The sequence below is a fragment of the Thaumasiovibrio subtropicus genome (assembly GCF_019703835.1).
In the GTDB taxonomy this organism is placed as follows: Bacteria; Pseudomonadota; Gammaproteobacteria; order Enterobacterales; family Vibrionaceae; genus Thaumasiovibrio; species Thaumasiovibrio subtropicus.
This window is the reverse complement of the sequence record NZ_AP023054.1, coordinates 2,017,545-2,034,223: the sequence shown is the minus strand read 5'-3', so window position 1 is coordinate 2,034,223 and position 16,679 is coordinate 2,017,545. Positions and strand designations below refer to the sequence as shown.

General features: G+C 48.1%; 8 protein-coding genes. 3 read left to right on the top strand and 5 right to left on the bottom strand.

The features are described from left to right. Positions 1 to 334: 334 nt before the first annotated feature. Together TSUB_RS08980 and TSUB_RS08975 are read left to right on the top strand one after the other, a co-directional pair. Positions 335 to 5,854 carry a glutamate synthase-related protein gene (locus tag TSUB_RS08980; RefSeq protein ID WP_087019274.1) on the top strand — a complete coding sequence of 1,840 codons (5,520 nt, stop codon included), beginning with the start codon at positions 335 to 337 and terminating at the stop codon, positions 5,852 to 5,854. A gap of 30 nt (positions 5,855 to 5,884) precedes the next feature. After that, positions 5,885 to 7,645 carry a diflavin oxidoreductase gene (locus TSUB_RS08975; protein WP_087019271.1) on the top strand — a complete coding sequence of 587 codons (1,761 nt, stop codon included), beginning with the start codon at positions 5,885 to 5,887 and terminating at the stop codon, positions 7,643 to 7,645. Positions 7,646 to 7,744: 99 nt separating this feature from the next. On the opposite strand, the gene TSUB_RS08970 is transcribed toward TSUB_RS08975, so the two are convergent. Both TSUB_RS08970 and TSUB_RS08965 read right to left on the bottom strand, forming a co-directional pair. Further along, the gene (locus TSUB_RS08970) at positions 7,745 to 9,454 is read right to left on the bottom strand and encodes a glycoside hydrolase family 19 protein (protein WP_087019268.1); all 1,710 of its coding nucleotides are present in this window, start codon (positions 9,452 to 9,454) and stop codon (positions 7,745 to 7,747) included. Positions 9,455 to 9,967: 513 nt separating this feature from the next. Next, the gene (locus TSUB_RS08965; protein ID WP_087019266.1) at positions 9,968 to 10,861 is read right to left on the bottom strand and encodes a dihydrodipicolinate synthase family protein; all 894 of its coding nucleotides are present in this window, start codon (positions 10,859 to 10,861) and stop codon (positions 9,968 to 9,970) included. A gap of 101 nt (positions 10,862 to 10,962) precedes the next feature. Here TSUB_RS08965 and TSUB_RS08960 point away from each other — a divergent pair, with 101 nt between their 5' ends. Next, positions 10,963 to 12,252: an aminotransferase class I/II-fold pyridoxal phosphate-dependent enzyme gene (locus TSUB_RS08960; protein ID WP_087019261.1), complete on the top strand. Its 1,290-nt coding sequence runs from the start codon at positions 10,963 to 10,965 to the stop codon at positions 12,250 to 12,252. A 487-nt stretch (positions 12,253 to 12,739) separates the two neighbouring features. On the opposite strand, the gene TSUB_RS08955 is transcribed toward TSUB_RS08960, so the two are convergent. The 3 genes from TSUB_RS08955 to TSUB_RS08945 form a co-directional block, all read right to left on the bottom strand. Then, the gene (locus TSUB_RS08955) at positions 12,740 to 13,372 is read right to left on the bottom strand and encodes a hypothetical protein (protein WP_246616339.1); all 633 of its coding nucleotides are present in this window, start codon (positions 13,370 to 13,372) and stop codon (positions 12,740 to 12,742) included. Positions 13,373 to 13,571: 199 nt separating this feature from the next. Next, complete coding sequence (locus tag TSUB_RS08950) at positions 13,572 to 14,915, bottom strand: sodium/glutamate symporter (protein ID WP_087018490.1); 1,344 nt, start codon at positions 14,913 to 14,915, stop codon at positions 13,572 to 13,574. A 313-nt stretch (positions 14,916 to 15,228) separates the two neighbouring features. After that, positions 15,229 to 16,584 carry a phospholipase D-like domain-containing protein gene (locus TSUB_RS08945; RefSeq protein WP_087018488.1) on the bottom strand — a complete coding sequence of 452 codons (1,356 nt, stop codon included), beginning with the start codon at positions 16,582 to 16,584 and terminating at the stop codon, positions 15,229 to 15,231. Positions 16,585 to 16,679: the final 95 nt, after the last annotated feature.

Below are 16,679 nucleotides of genomic sequence, written 5' to 3'. Positions count from 1 at the left end.
CCTTCTTGAAGGGTTGCATTGTATTGCACTGCTATTCGCTATGACACCACGATTGGCCCCCTTTGATGTACCTCCCACTTTCCTACTAATTATTCCCTTTTATCGACTTTTTATTCTTGGTTGTTTTGTGATCAACTTGTAAACAAAAGACGATCTAAATCACAGAAAACTTGCTTATCTTTATTGCTCATGATAATTGTTATCATTCATATTTGCGTAACAAGGTCAGGAAGATCTTTGTTGTGTGAGCAAAGCGAAAGGCTTCGGCACTGTAGTGATACATGCCAAAGGGACCTGTAGCCCTTGCGCTGCAAGCAATCAAGGAAACGATCCAATGAATCAGAATTATCGCTCGCTGTATGATCGCGAGCATGAGCACTCGAGTTGTGGAGTGGGTTTCATCACGGATAAAACCGGTGAGCAAACTCACGAACTACTGCAACTATCTCATGAAGCTTTATGCACTATTCCACACCGTGGCGGCATGAACGCCGAAGGTATTGGCGATGGTGCTGGCGTCAATATCGATCTTTCGGTCAACTTCTACCGCTTTTTAACGGCCAAGCCCACTCTTGAAAAGGGCGACTTCGGGGTAGCCAACTTCTTCTTTCCTTTTGATGCGAGTCAAACGGACAAAACTAAGCAGCTTATTGAAAGCACGTTCGCCGCATTTAAATTCGAGATTGACCAATGGCGTGAAGTGCCTGTCAATCTCGATGCTGTGAATGAAGCATCGCAACAAGCGCAGCAGACCATCCATCAGGTTGTCTTTCTTCGCGGTGATGCCTACGCAGATGCAGTACAGTTTGAAAATGCCATTAACCTTGCTCTCTCCGAATTGGAGTCAACCGGGTTTACTGATGGTGATTTAGAAGGGTTTTACCCCCTTTCAATGAGCTCCAAAACACAGGTGTATAAAGGGCGTTTGAATTCGGGTGAAGTGGTGCCATTTTTTGCCGACTTATCGCACCCAGAACATAAAGTGACCACGCTTTTCTTCCATACGCGTTTTTCGACTAATACCGCACCGGCCACGATGATGGCGCAGCCATTTCGTCGTATGGCGCACAATGGTGAGTTAAATACGGATAAGAAAAACCGTTTAAGCGAAGATGCTATCGCGCGCCAGCAACACAAAAAGGTGATCTTTCCAAAGGGGCAATCTGATTCAGCCCGTTTGGATCAGACCTTAGCGCGTCGTGTGGTTGAAGATGAGATGGACATTGTCACCGCTGTGTTGGCGATGATGCCACCTGCATGGGAAAACGATCCATCGATGTCTGATGATGTGCGTGCCATGTTGGAGTACTTCAGCTTATCGGAAGAAAAAAATGATGGCCCGGCAGCATTGATCTTCTCTGATGGTCAGAAAGTGGGGGCGCGTCTCGACCGCTTGGGGCTGCGTCCGTTGCGCAGTGTAGAGACAGAACGCTACCTCGCGGTGATGAGCGAATCCGGACAGATAGATTTTCCACCAGAGTCGGTGACACGCTACGGTCGTATTCAGGCGGGGGGCATGATCTACTTCGATCACGCAACAGGCCGCAGCTATGAAACCAATGAAATCCTAGAAACCCTAGCCAAGGCGCGTGATTATAAAGGCTTGTTGGCTTCTGCGCGCATTACGCTTGATGATATCGAACCTGTTGGTATCGAAAAGATTCAAGATAACACCCAGTTCTCAACCTATAGCCGTCATGTGGCTTACTCTTTGAACCAAGAGAGCTTTAAGTTCTTTTTAGACCCCATGATTGAGAATGCCGCTGAAAAAATCTCAGCAATGGGTTTTGGCCTCGCGCCGAATGTACTGACTGATGAAGAAGGCGGCATGTCGAAATACTTCAGTCAGCGATTTGCTCAGGTCACCAACCCGCCACTGGATTCCTTACGTGAGTCAGATGGTATGACTTTACGCGTTGCTCTGGGGGCCAAACCCAACTTTAGTCCTCGGGACAGTGTGCAGTTAGTACTGCAATCACCCATTTTGCAGCCACAACAGTTAGAGCAGATATTCACGCAAACACAGATCGGCGTGGAAACTTACGATGCCTTGTTTAAACCGACGCTTAACAGCCGTGAAGACAATGCTGTTCGTGTTGAAGAGGCAATTGCTGCCCTGTGCGATCAGGTTGAAGATGCTGCACGTCGTCGCGTTGGGATCGTGGTAGTCAGTGATAAGCAAATTAGCCAAGAGTACGCGGCGTTGCCTGCCATCTTGACCGTCGCCGCATTAAACCAACGCTTAATTCAGAAAGGCCTTCGTTTTAATACCAGCTTGGTCTATCTCACGGGGCAGGCGGCAAGTAGCCACGACATTGCTTGTTTACTTGGTTTTGGTGCGTCAGCGGTTTGCCCACTTTCTGTTTACCATCGGGCGCAAACGTTATCGAATAACCAAACGGTTGAGAAAGGACTAAATAACTTCCAGAAAGCGGTCGAAAAGTCCTTGATGAAGACCATGGGTAAGTTTGGTCTTTGTACTGCGGAAAGTTACATTGGTGGTGAGTTCTTTGAGTCCAACTTTTTGGATTCAGATTCGGATGGCCTTAAAGCATACTTCCCTAACATAAGTTCCCCGGTGGGTGGTGCGCAGTTTGATGATCTCGCTTGGAGTGCGGCGAAATGGCACTTCAAAGCCCTAGCAATCAATGAAGAAAATCAGATCCCACTCCTCGGTTTGTTCAAAGAACGTCAAGATGGTGCGGGGCACAGTTTTGGTAATACGGCGGTACGTGAATACATTAACATGACGCAAGAGTCGGTACAGTATGCGGATGCCAGTGCTGACCAAGCGGAAATTGCCCTAGATAAAACCAGTGAGTTTGTGGGTGAAGACGTCGATTACAAAGATAAAGGCTTTGATAAACGTACCCCAGAGCAGATTGATGAGTTTGCTATTACGCCATCCTACCGCGCTTTTACGAGCAACTTGTACAGCGAGCGTGAGACACGTCCGGCAGCCTTGCGTGACATTCTGCTGTTGCCACTCGATTTTAGTGCGGCTAACAGTGTTGATGACGTCGTGAAGTTACTCGACCGTTTCCATCGAGAAGGTAACGTCAATTATCTTTGGCAGGGCATTACAGTAGAGGCGCTGGGGGAAAGCCGATTTGCGTTGGCGCTCACGCAGCGTGAGCCGCAATTACTCAAAGCGGCGATTGAGCGAGTTTGGCAAGATCATCTCACCGACATAGCGATTGAGTTCGACAAGGTCGTCATCCTTGCGAACGAACGTCTTGCAGTTTTCTTATCTAAGGTTCGCCAAGCAAAAACACCACTTGCTATTAATGAGGTTGAACCTGCGCACCTCATTACACCGACACTGGCCTCTGGCGCGATGAGTCACGGCGCGTTGAATGCCAATGCACATATTGCTGTCGCGCAAGGCACGAACATTGCGGGCGCCATGAGTAACAGTGGTGAGGGTGGCGAGCACTCGAGCCGATATAACTCGATTAAATCGAGTAAGATCAAGCAGTTTGCTTCAGGGCGCTTTGGGGTATGGGTAGGCTACCTTGCTGATCCACAACTTCAAGAGATTGAGATTAAGATTGCCCAAGGGGCAAAACCGGGTGAGGGTGGCCAGCTACCCGCCCCGAAAGTGACGGTAGAGATTGCTGCTGCACGTGGCGGTACGCCGGGCGTCGAGCTGGTGAGTCCCCCTCCTCATCATGATACTTACTCCATTGAAGACTTGGGCCAGTTGATCCATGACGCAAAAGCGGCGCGTGTAAAAGTGATTGTGAAACTGGTCTCTTCGGAAGGGATTGGTACGATTGCGGTGGGTGTTGCGAAAGCCGGGGCCGATGTCATTAACGTAGCGGGTAACACCGGGGGAACGGGGGCTGCCGCGGTAACCAGTTTGAAAAATACGGGTCGCGCCGCAGAAATCGGGATTGCTGAAGTACATCAAGCGTTGAGCGAAAACGGCTTGCGCGACAAAGTGGTATTGCGCTGCTCAAACGCACACCAAACCGGCATGGATGTAATTAAGTCTGCCATTATGGGGGGCGATTCCTTCGAGTTCGGTACAACCGCCCTGATGATGCTCAAATGTGTGATGGCGAAGAACTGTAACGTCAAGTGTCCTGCCGGATTGACCACCAACCCAGAGCTCTATCAAGGTGATCCCCGAGCGCTGGCGCAGTACTTCTTAAATGTCGCCCATGAGGTTCGTGAAATCCTTGCCGCGCTAGGCTATTGCAGCTTACGTGAAATCCGTGGTCGAACAGAACTTCTGCATTTAGCCAATCACCACAGCATTGTTGGCCGTTTAGATGTGACAGGCCTGTTACGCCCGGTTGATCTGGTTAAGGTCGCGAAACCTGTTTATCTAGAAGCCGATTTCACGCCAGATCAACACTTTATCGATGCGCTTTTCGAGTCCTACTTCACCGCGGAAGTGGCGCAAATTGAACTTGAGAGCGTGAAGCTCAATAACCGTAACAAATCGACAGGTGGGCAACTCTCCATCGATGTCGAGCGTTTCTTAAATTACGGCAACGGCTACGCGACCCAAGGTCGAAAAGGTGAAGCGGGCGATGTATGCGTCAACGCTCAGTCGCATCCTTCAATCTTTACGTCCGCCAATGGTCGACGTTTCCTTGCACCTGAGTCTGTTAAGGTCAGAACCCATGGTAGCGCAGGTCAAAGTTATGGCGCATTCAATAACTCCGGCATCATTATGGAACACACGGGTGTCTGTAATGATGGGGTCGGCAAAGGATCCAGTGGCGGTCATATCGTCGTGCGTTCGCCGGGTGGCGGCGCGCTAGAGACAGGTAAGAATGTCCTGATTGGTAACTTTGCGCTGTTTGGGGCAACCGGTGGTCAGATATTTGTCCAAGGTGAAGCGGGTGACCGCTTTGCAGTGCGTAACTCTGGCGCAGTGGCAGTTGTCGAAGGTGTCGGTGATTTCTGTTGCGAATACATGACGAACGGCAGCGTGATCAACTTAGGTGATTATGGTAAAGGCTTTGGTAACGGTATGTCTGGTGGCGTGGCGTATCAATATGATGTCGATGGTAGTTTTGCTGCGCGTTGCAGTGAAGATTCTGTCACGGCGTTACCTTTGATCGAACACAATGAAGGCTATGAGCAGGCGCTAAAATGGCACCTTGAAGAGCACGTCCGTTTCACACAGTCACCGACAGCCAAAGCACTGCTTGATGATTGGGCTACAAGCCGCACGCTATTCACGCTGGTGTTCCCGCTCGCGCTCACTCAGAGCCAGCATCCTGACAGTATTCTTAAAACGCACTCACGCAAAAAAATGCTAGAAGAGTTGATTGCCGGTGAAGCGAATCGTTTGATTGAAAGTGTCCACCTTGCCTATGAAAGTGGCGAGGCCTTATCCGATGGCTTGAGTCCGCAATATGGCGATATGGACACGGTGCTGATCTTCGATTTGCTGACGCAAAGTGGTGTATTACACCGCGCGCATCAACTTGTTTCCTCGCAAAGTGAATGTGAAGTACAACAGTCGCGCTTAGTGAAACGTCTCTTTGAACTTCGTGACAAGAAGCTACTTGATACGTTGTTGAAAGACGTGAAGGAGGCGGTCTCTAACTATCGTGATGAGGAGTTGTCTGTACTGCTCGCCCACAAACGTGTTGTTGATTACAAAACTTCGCTAGCACGTCGCGATGTGACTGATACCCATTCGCGAGGGACATCCGTTTGGATCATTGCGCGTGAGCAAGAGATCCAGAAACAGCTACAACAGATTGAGCCGCTTGCTCAACGTATGGCGACACTGTATTGCCATACCTTTGCCGATGTGATCCGGGAAGAGATTGAGCAAGAGAAAGCGCAGGCTGCGAGTCAGCAAACTGCAAAAGCCCAAAGCGCCTAGGATGGCCAAGAATAAGAGATAGGAAGAACAATGAAAGTACCTCATTTGCCACAAGATATTCCGTTTAACGACGATCAAAAAACATGGCTTGCAGGCTTTTTTTCGGGGCTACACTCGCGCCTGTTAGTGAAAGAAGAGTCGGTCGTACATGCTGAGACTAAGCCACAGGTTAAGGCGTTAACGATTTTGTATGGATCGCAAACCGGCAATGCTGAGAGTGTTGCTTATGATACGGCTGAAAAAGCGAAAGAATATGGCATGGTGGCGACTGTGCATGATATGGACGATGTCGATGCACAAATCTTTGTGAAATCGTCGCGCGTGCTGATTGTGACGAGTACCTATGGTGAAGGTGAGCATCCAGATAATGCAGAGACATTGTGGCAAACCATGTCGTCTGACAACGCGCCTAAACTCGATGGCACTTTCTTTTCAGTGTTGGCGCTGGGAGACACAAGCTACGATGAGTTCTGTCTTGCAGGTAAAGAGTGGGATCAACGATTAGAAGCATTGGGGGCAACCCGTATCACCCCGCGCGTTGATTGCGATATCGATTTCGAGCAACCTGCAGAAGATTGGATGATAGCTACGTTGCCGGGCATCGCTGACAAGGGCGATGATGGTGAGGCAGCGACGGCATCGGGGGGCAGCGCCCCAAAGGCGAAATCTAAGTACAGTCGTAAGCAGCCACTGCTTGCGAAGCTCAAGCATAAGCGCGTTTTGAACCAGCCGGGATCGAGTAAAGAGATTGTTCACTATGAAATTTCTTTGGAAGGCAGTGGTGAGTTCTATAAAGCAGGGGATGCATTGAATGTGATTCCTCAGAATCAGCCAGCCCTTGTGCAAGCTTTCCTTGAGCACTTTAATTTTAGTGGTGAAGAGAAGCCGTCATGGAATGGAGAAAACCATAGCCTACGAGAGATCTTCACCCAGTATTTAGATATCCGCACACCGTCAAAAGAGTTTGTGAAAGCCCTCGCGGAAAGCGCCAGTGATCACCATCTGATTACCTTATTAGGTAATGAAGATACCAGCGCACTGAACGATTATCTGTGGGGGAAAGACATTCTTGATTTGCTACGACAGTATCCGGGTGTCACCTTGTCTCTGGCTGAGATTCTCTCGCTCCTGAAGCCGATAGCGCCACGGGCTTATTCTATCTCTTCGAGCCTGAATAAACATGAAGATGAGGTGCATTTAACGATTGGTAGTGTTCGCTATGCACGCGACGATCGTGAGTACCATGGCACCTGCTCGACTTGGTTAGCCGACCTCGTCGATGAAGGCGACACGGTACCGTGCTATTTTGCTCCGAATAAGAACTTTGCTGTGCCGGAAGATGACAACGCACCTATGATTATGGTCGGTCCGGGTACGGGAATTGCACCGTTCCGTTCTTTCCTTGAAGAGCGTGAGGTACAAGCATCGCCGGGCGATAATTGGTTAATCTTTGGTGACCGCAACAGTGCTACTGACTTTATCTATCGTGAGGAACTCGAAGCACTGCAAGAGAAGGGGGTGTTAACTCGCTTAGACCTCGCTTTTTCGCGCGATCAGGCGGAGAAGATTTATGTTCAGGATAAGATGATTGAAGCGGGTGCTGAACTGTTCGCGTGGTTGGAGCGTGGTGGTTACTTCTTCGTTTGTGGCGATGCTTACTACATGGCGAAAGATGTGGATAAGGCCTTGCATCAAGTGATCGAAACACATGGTGAAATGTCATCTGATGAGGCAATCGAGTACGTGAGCAAGCTTAAGAAACAGAAGCGTTATGTGCGCGACGTGTATTAACGGGGCGGCTCGGTAATAGCGCTAGATACGCGAAGCTTAACGCTAGGGTAAAAGAAAGGGGATGCAGAGAAGCATCCCCTCTGTTGTTATGCATGTGTTCTACTGACAAGCAACCTCATCCCAGAACCAGTTTGATTGGGTTGGTGTTTCCCAAACGCCCGGGCTGTTTTTAGCGACAAAGCATTTGCCATTATGCGTTACCTTGTCGCCATCTGCCGCTTTTGTTACACCGGCTTGCCAAACAATGGCATCGGTTGCAGGTGGTTCAGTCACGGGTGGCTCAGTGACCGGAGGCTCTGTTACAGGTGGTTCGGTCACAGGCGGTTCTGTGACGGGTGGCTCAGTCACTGGTGGATCGGTGGGAGTGGTATTTTCAACAAATTCCCAAGGTCCACCATCGCTCGGAATATTACCTTGCGTCCACCATTTGGCGCGGTAGATAGCGTTTTGATAGGTAACGGTATCCCCGCCAGTATAAACCGCCGTCGCATCCCAAGCTGGGTTCTGAGGATCACCGCCCGGATTGCCGCCATCACCCGGTGGCAAAGTATCAACGACGCGGACTGCAGGCCAGTTAGCATGTGACTCATAGAAGTTGGTCACACACTTCTCGTAGTCGCCAGGGACAAGCGCAGAGTAGGCAGTTTGGTAGCCAACAAGTTTACACTCAAAGGAGACACCACCCGGACGATCTGCATGATAGGTCCAATCGCCATCCCAGTTGGTGTAAAGGACATCTTTCGCACCTTCGAGATTGATACTGCCGTAGGGCGTTTGCTGCCAGCAGGTATTCTTCTCATCGGCTTCAATCGGGATTTGGTAGAAACTTGATAGGCCTTCCCAGTAGCGGATGCGGTTAACCGGTTGTCCTTTATCTTTGTTCTGCTCGCCACACTCGATACCACCATTGATGATATTAATGGTGGTACCAAAGCCATATCCAATGCCGGCATCAATTTCCCGTTGTGAGGGTGACCAAGTCCGGTCAATCACGTGCAGCATGGCAGGTTTAGGGGCTTGAGGAGTAAGGAAGAACCAGATAGCAGAAGCGAGATTTAACCAGGTATCAGCGACGAGTGCTGGGTTGTTCAACAAGACCGTTGCATCACCATCGTACATGACTTCAGAGAAGGCACCGTAGTTAAAGTGATAGGAAAGTTGCTTGGCACCGCGGCCAAAATAGCCTTGCCCATCTGCACACGGCCAGCGTTTGTTTTGCCAGTCATTTTGGCCACAACCTGTGGTATAGCCGACTTGACCTTCAGACCAACCCATTTCACGCACGTGCACGAGCGCTTGTTGCCACTCTTCCAGCCCTTTCGGGTTATCCCAAACGTTATCGACGGCAATATGTCCCCCCGTTTCCTGCGCGAAATGCGCGAACGCGGTCACGATAGAGCGTTTACAAATTGCGTCCGCATCGCGGCCATCGGTGTAGTCACCACAAAATGCAGGGAACTTACCAATCGCTTGTAAGAACTTGGTATACGTGTATTCAGGGGCCGCCATGTCCGTCAGAAAAATCCATTCAGTTTCTGGGAACACGCGCTCTGCACGTACAACGTTGGCCGGGTTAGAGGCGAGGCCGGGACGAATGGCGTCGACCACCGTGTTTGGTGCCGTTTCGAGTGCTTTGGCCCAAATCGCATACATGGGATCCGAGGTTTTGGCCGCTTCTGCTGCCGCGACATCCGCTTTGGATACCAAGTAACCATTCGGTGTGTCTGGATCGGGTTGGATGTTCATTGCCAATGCATTGGATGCAAGGCTCAGCCCGACAAGAGCTGTGAGGTACTTTATCTTCAACATGTCTTTTATTCCGTTAGATGAATAATCCATAGTTTGAATTTTCGACCGCATAGCAAGAAACAGCACAAGCGTTGCTAAAACGTGACCTTAAAAGAGACTTGTCCACGCAACCTAAAATTCAAGTCAGAAGTAATATACAACCTTGACAGTATTGGCTTGGGCAATGTGATTGCTGGTTGTGTGCTGAAATATGTGAATTCTTGGTGTTTTATGTCGAGGTTCGTCTTTTTTTATGGGATTATTCGAATATTAGATTGGTTTTGACTTTTCTCTGACTTGTTTTTTACCGCAAATTTTTTATTCGGTTTTTAAACGGAAATGTGAGGCGTTTCTTTGAGGATGAAATGTAATTGAGCGACATTTCAAGAAAATTTGAACCGTTGATCGAAATCAACGGTTCAAAGGGTTCTGAGCGTTAGGGTCGTGTCGCTCAGAGTGTGGCCGTAACGGCCTTCGCCAACTGCTATCAGTTGTTTATGGTTATAATTATTCTTAAATAATTGTTTTTAAAGTTTATTTTAGTGGGAGTGATTTGAGTACTTTCGCCAGTTGCATCTTTGCATCCGCGGGCAAGGGTTTGAGTGGTGAAGGCAAATAAGGTGCGCGAACAAGCCCGAGTAATTCTGCTGCCGTTGCAAAGACGCGCAAGCTGCCACGGTTATAGAGGCAAAGATCCCATAAGGGCTGAAGCTTATCTGAAAGGTTTTTTGCCAGTAATTTGTCGCCTTCTTTTGATGCGTTAAAAATGTTCTTGGTGGTTTCAGGGAAAATACCGCCAATGACACTGTGCCAGCCGTCGCATCCTGCATTAAGCGCTGTTGCTGCGGAGGCATCACCACTGATTCCAATGGCGACATCTTTCGGGAGATGATTTCTCAGTAATCGAATCCGTGCTTCTGCCAAACTGGGTTGTAGTTGAACTGGGGGAAGTTTAATCGCTTTGACGGGGTTAAACTTCGCGATTTCGCCCAGCAGCATATCGCTAAAAGTGAAATTTGTTGTGGCGGGATTATCGTAGACGCACAAGGGGACTGAAACATGAGCAGAGACCTTTTCATAAAGATGGTACACCTCTTCTTCAGAGAGCTTTTGATAAGACATTGGTGCCAACAGTAGCGCTTTTGCACCTGCATATTGGGCGTCTTCAGCCAGTTTCAGTACATCTCGCGTTCTTAGAGCACTGATACCGACAATAACTGGGGTAACCCCTGCTTGTTTGACGGCTTCAATCGCAACACGCTTTCGCTCCTCGATCGACAAATAGACTGCATTTCCTGTAGAGCCGAGCGCGCCAATACCATCAACACCTGCTTCAACGAGTCTATGAATGAGACGTGAATAGGCAATAAAATCAATCCCACTTTCATCCATTGGGGTAATGGGGTAGGTGGTTAATCCGTGAAACATAGCTGGCTCCTACGACCGTCGCTGCGGTACGTTTTGTTAACTCTTTTTTTACGCTATCATTGTCTCAGTCAAAAATAAACATTGTCATAGGACAAAGTTGCATGTTTAAAGGAAAAACCGCTGCCGAGATCGCTGAATCGGTTCGATTATTAGTACGCGAGGGGCAATTAAAGCCTGGCGATCTGCTGCCCTCTGTTCGTGAGTTAGCCGAGACGCTCGGCGTCAATCGCAATACCGTGTCGTTGGCTTACCAACGCCTATCAAAAGCGGGCGTGGTAAAGTCGCGAGGGCGATTAGGGACGTCGATTTCTGAGTTGCCTCAGGCTGGAGAGTTGGATGGTATTAGTCAAAGCACCGTTTTAATTGATTTGGCGGACGGAAACCCAAACACCTGTTGGTTACCAGACCCTAAAATGTTGCTATTGGAGAGTGATGTTGGCCAGTCACTCTATGGCGAAGCGCCCGTTTTGCCTGCGTTAGCCCAGATTGGTCAGCAATGGTTGTCGGACGATTGTCCCGGAACCCATGAAATTTTGCTGTCGCATGGTGCAGTTGATGGCATTGAACGCACACTGATGGCGTTGCTCTCTGTTGGGGATAAAGTTGCGGTTGAAACGCCCTGTTTTTTGGGGTCGGCCAATGCGATTCGAAACTGTGGTTTTGAAGCAATTGGAGTGCCTATTGATGATCAAGGCATGACAACCGCGGGTCTTGAAAAGGCGATTCTCGCTGGTGCGAGGGCAGTATTGATCACCCCGCGAGTCCATAACCCCACCAGTATCAGTGTAACGCGAGAGCGTGCTGAAGCGATCAAGACAATACTTGCGAAGCATCCAGAGATTGTTGTCATTGCTGATGATCATTTTGCGCGTTTGACGGATGAAACTTACTACAATGTCATTCCGGAAAATACGCAACATTGGGCGCTAATTAGAACGGTTTCAAAGTGCTTTGGCCCTGATATGCGACTCGCGTTTGTCGCGTGCGATAAACAGACGAATCAGTTCATCACAGCAAGGCTTGCCAGTGGTGCGACTTGGGTCAGCCATATATTGCAACATATTGTTTTAACCGCGTTCAGAAAGGAAAGTGTGACCCAGTTGGTACTGGATGCCCGCGCTGATTACATGACAAGGATGCAGTTTCTAAAAAACGCAATGAAGAGGGCTGGTTTACCGGTTCCGAAGGCCCATACGGGGTTGAACTGTTGGATTCCGGTTAATGTCGACAGTAAAGAGGTCGCCATGCGACTCGCACATAAGGGCTGGCAAGTCAGACATGGTGCCATGTTTGATGTGGATGGCACCAGCGAGGCCATACGTATTACCACGTCCAAAATGTCTGAAGATCAAGCAGCAGCGTTTGTTGAAGATTTAAAGCAGACACTGTAGATATATGCAAGTCGCTTTCCTTCGGACGAGTTTTCTAGGCTCGTCATCGTTGCTACTGCTTTTCGAATTAATCCACTAGAACTTCAAAGCAGTGCCTTGCTGATAAACCTAGAAATTCTCGTTGATGAAAGCATCTTGAGGTGGTTTGTGTACATTGCTTTTGTAAGTGGCTTTTTGTACTTCTAAAAGGAAGAAAGCCCTCACCGTGGTGGTTACCTTTCGTCCTTGTAGCGATACTGATGAGATTTAATGGCAACTAGTGTTAGTGCGCCTGATAACAACACTGTTGAGACTTGGTTTACGATCATGGTTAGTTCGGCCTCAACGAATAATTTTTGACAAACAGCCATTGGAAGAAAAGCACTGAGGAGTAAACTAACTCTATGGTGGAAAAGATGATGTTGTTTATGCCTTTTACGATAGTGGTATCGGGTGAAATCCCCGTACATAAACAGAATTGACAATATCAGTGCGAAAGCCCAAAAAATCATAAGTCCCCCGGTAATAACAAACCTCGATTGAGAAGTTCTTCGCGAGCTTTCTTGATTTCGATGTCACTGAAGTTTTTTAGCACACTTGCCAAAATGACAGCGACGAAGAAAGCCTTTCCTCCAAAGCTAGTCATTTGGCTTGAAAGACGCAACTTGCGAAGGCAAGCTTCTATTATATGAGTTGAAGCTTGGTCTCTTAAGTAGCTACTTACTCCACCTTTAGATATTTGATAAATTGCGACTGCTACAAAACCTGCTTCCAGTTTACCGTCGAGGGTTACAAACCAAGTAGATAAAAAGTCTGATACGTCTTTATTTTTACTAAAGAAGTCTCGTAACTCTTGATCAGATAGGCTCCAAGGATTCCAACTAGGCTTTGCTATTACTTGCGCAATGATAGACTGTACTTTGCCGAAAAATTTTGAGTTCCCAGTACTATAGGCGGACTCTAGTACTTTTCGTTTACTAATATGGTCTAGTTGTCGGTAAACGATGATCCCAGAAATAATTGGCAGCATGAGCTCTCGGTTTTCTCGAATGTAAGGTATTTCACTTTCGAGGCCAATTAACTTCGCTAGCTGAATGACTGGATCATCTTTTAGCAGGTTTTCACTATAGTTTCTGGTCATTGCCTTGCCCTAAAACAAATTTACTGGTGATTCTAAAAAATAAGGCCATTCAGTCTAACTTATTGGTCTTTAGGTTCGGTCTAGTTCAATAAAATTGTTCTTTTAGAATGTATATTGCATGTTTTCTTAGTGCAAATTCGATTTTTAACTCTTTGTTTGAAAAGGCATCCTTAGATGCCTTTCGTATTCAATCTCATCTTTACGTATTGCTGGTGGCGTGTTTCGCTGAGCGGTTAAGTACAAAGCGCCAGATAAACAACACCACAGAAATATAACTCAGACCTACGCCGAGCGCCTGCCAGTGCATACCGTTAAACATCGCGATGGGCATCAACGAAATGATAAAGATATCGGTGATAGAACCTGGTACATACGCGATGGCATAGTCGTCGAGCACCTTACTTCTCATCTTAGGATCAACGATACGCAATAGTGCGATGCCCATGGCAACGGTGCCTGTTAACCAGCCCCATGAAAAGATACCTTTCTCAAACCAGTTTTCACCCATGATACGAGGAGCAACCCAAAGAATCAGCCAAAGGGTAAAACAGATACCGCCAGCAGAGAGCAACACCATTGGCATGAGGTATTGTGCTAGAACAGTGATTTTGATGGCTGAGATACCAAAGATAATCAAATAGTCTGTACTGATGCCCGCGGCGTGCTTAAACGCGCCGTCGCAGAGGTAATCGGCAGCATTTGTGCGTTTAGCGATGATACGAACGAGCATGCCGCCCAAAAAGCCAGTGACAAAGGTAGGCACTTGTACTTGCTCGTTGAACGAGGAAAGAAAGTTCGCTGCGACGTATGAGAACGCGGTAACGGCGACGACGAGTGCAGCATGAATGGCAAACGAGTCAACGGACAGTGAGGACATGGTATCTTTCATGACAACTTGCTGTTGCTCGGGTTTGACCAGACCCTTGCGCTCATGTTCGTTCATACTGTCAAATGTCGTAAAGGTGTTGATCAACCCGACTTTTAGTGCAAATTGCAGTACTAGCATGCCAATCGAAATGGAAAGGAATATGCCGACCGTGGCAAAGGTTAAACCCAGCGTAAAGCCATCTTCCCAGCCGAGTGATGTAAAAATATCGCCAACGACGGACGCCGAGCCATGTCCACCCATAAAGCCCGCTGACATGGTGACCCCAAAGCCCGGGTTAATGTGTGGCCAGAAAAACGAAGTGAGAAACAGGCCAAACATGGCAGCAAAGAGCCACTGCGAGACAGATGCAATTTGATTAAATGCCCACAATGATCCAGCACGGCGCGCGACGGTTTTTGGTGACGGAACATCTGTCGCTAAACCCAGCGCCGAAAAGAGGGAAGCGGTGAGCAAACTTGCGTTGGCTGTAAAGGTGTCAGTCCAAGGGAGGATATCTATCCCTGCAGGGCCCAGCGCGAGGCCTATTAAGCCAGCTAGAACGGCTGACGGCATATAGATACGCTGCAAGACAGTGAGGTGTACACGAAGAATTTTCGCAGCAATCAGTAATACGCCAGCAATGGCTAAATCAGTCAACATAAGACCTTGAGGCATTTATCCTCCTATATAAGCGATTTAAACGATAGAACTCCATCGGCTCACATGGCGGTGAGGGCTATGCAGAACGGTTTGCGATAGCAGGAGTGAATAGACGTAGTTTGCAGAGAAATGATTTGAAATTTCTCAAGTAGAGTCGAATCCCTAACTCAAGGGTGGCGTATCCTAGTGGTTTTAAATGTGGAATGCAAATCACAACAACCGAATCGATGTTAAAGTGACCATGAGTTTGCGTTACGTCAATAATCCTTGTACTCAGGTTATCTCAAGAGGCTTGAACTAAAAAGAAAGCAATCCAACCCCATAGAAGTCATAACAGCAATTCAAACGGTTTACCGATGACACGGCAAATGTTGAGGAACCAAATCTTATACCAGGGCGCTTGCTGGGTGCGGGCGTGTTCGTCGTCAGTACTGTAGCGTGTGAGTTTCATGGATTGATTTTGAATGCGTTTAAGCTGAGATTTCAGTTGTTGTGCAAACATCTCGCCTTCAATGATCAGCATAGATTCAGTGCTTAAATAGAGGCTTCGAGGATCAAGGTTGAACGAACCTATCACAGAGAAACGATCGTCGATAAGCAGGGATTTACCGTGAATGGAGTCCGCCGGGTGAAGGTACTCGTAAACAGTTATCCCTTTCTCGAGTAAACGCGGCTTATGGTTGAGGTAGGCCGAGTAAGCGGGAAAGTTAGGGGTAGAGGAGGTTGAATTGGTAATAAAGCGTACATCAACATGGGAAGCGAGATCATCAATCGCTTGATAAATGCCGGTGGTAGGCACGATATAGGGACTTTGCAATAACACGCTATGCTCCGCGTCGGCGACAAGTGCATGAAGTGTGCTGGCGACTTGTGGTGATTTGAAGCCAGCGGTGATTGGGTTGTGCACTAGGGTAATGCTATCAACTGGCAGGGTTTCCCGGACCCAGTCTTGCAGTGCGCGAGGTGGTGATAACAAGATACTGTTAAACGGTGTGCGGTCAAAGCCGGGCTTGCTGGGCTGTTCGAGCGCGACAGTGTAAGGGCTTTTTAGCAATTGATGGACGTAATAGCTGAGCTGCGCCAAACCACTGTTAGGGTCTTTGATATCATTGACGATAAACACATCGCGATCATGGGAGATAGCGCCGTCATAATGTGCGGGTGCAAAGTACTTATCAGCAATATTTCTGCCGCCCATTAATGCATAAGTCTCATCAACAACAACAAACTTGTCATGAAGGCGATTGTTCCAACTGCTGATATCGCGGACGGTGGGCTTTCCATAATAGTAGACGTTAATATGTGGGTGAGAATGGAGTGCCAATGCAATACGGTTGGGTAACCCACCCATCAAGCTATCTAAGATAATCGTCACTTCAACACCGCGGTTTGCTGCTGACACTAATCCCATAAAGAACTGCTGTGATGATGGATCCCATTTAACGTTGTGATACACCACGTCAATGCGCTGCGTCGCATTTGCAAAAAGACTTAATCGAATGTCGAGTGCGTCGCTGGGTGATTCAATGATACTTGCGCGCTCTAGAGATTGTGAGAGGCTCATGACAGGCGTTTGAGGTTCGGGTGCGGGAGGAAGTGCGACAAACCCATCGAGCCAAATTGCGGCAACAGCATAGAGAGCGATGGATAAATAGACGAAGAGTTTGACGATTCGTTTGAGCATTACACCGCCTTAAAGAGAGTCAAGTTAGGTTAACAGTATCAAAAGTAAAGAGAATACACACGACGAGTGACTTGAGTCATCAAGAAAAAGTAGCA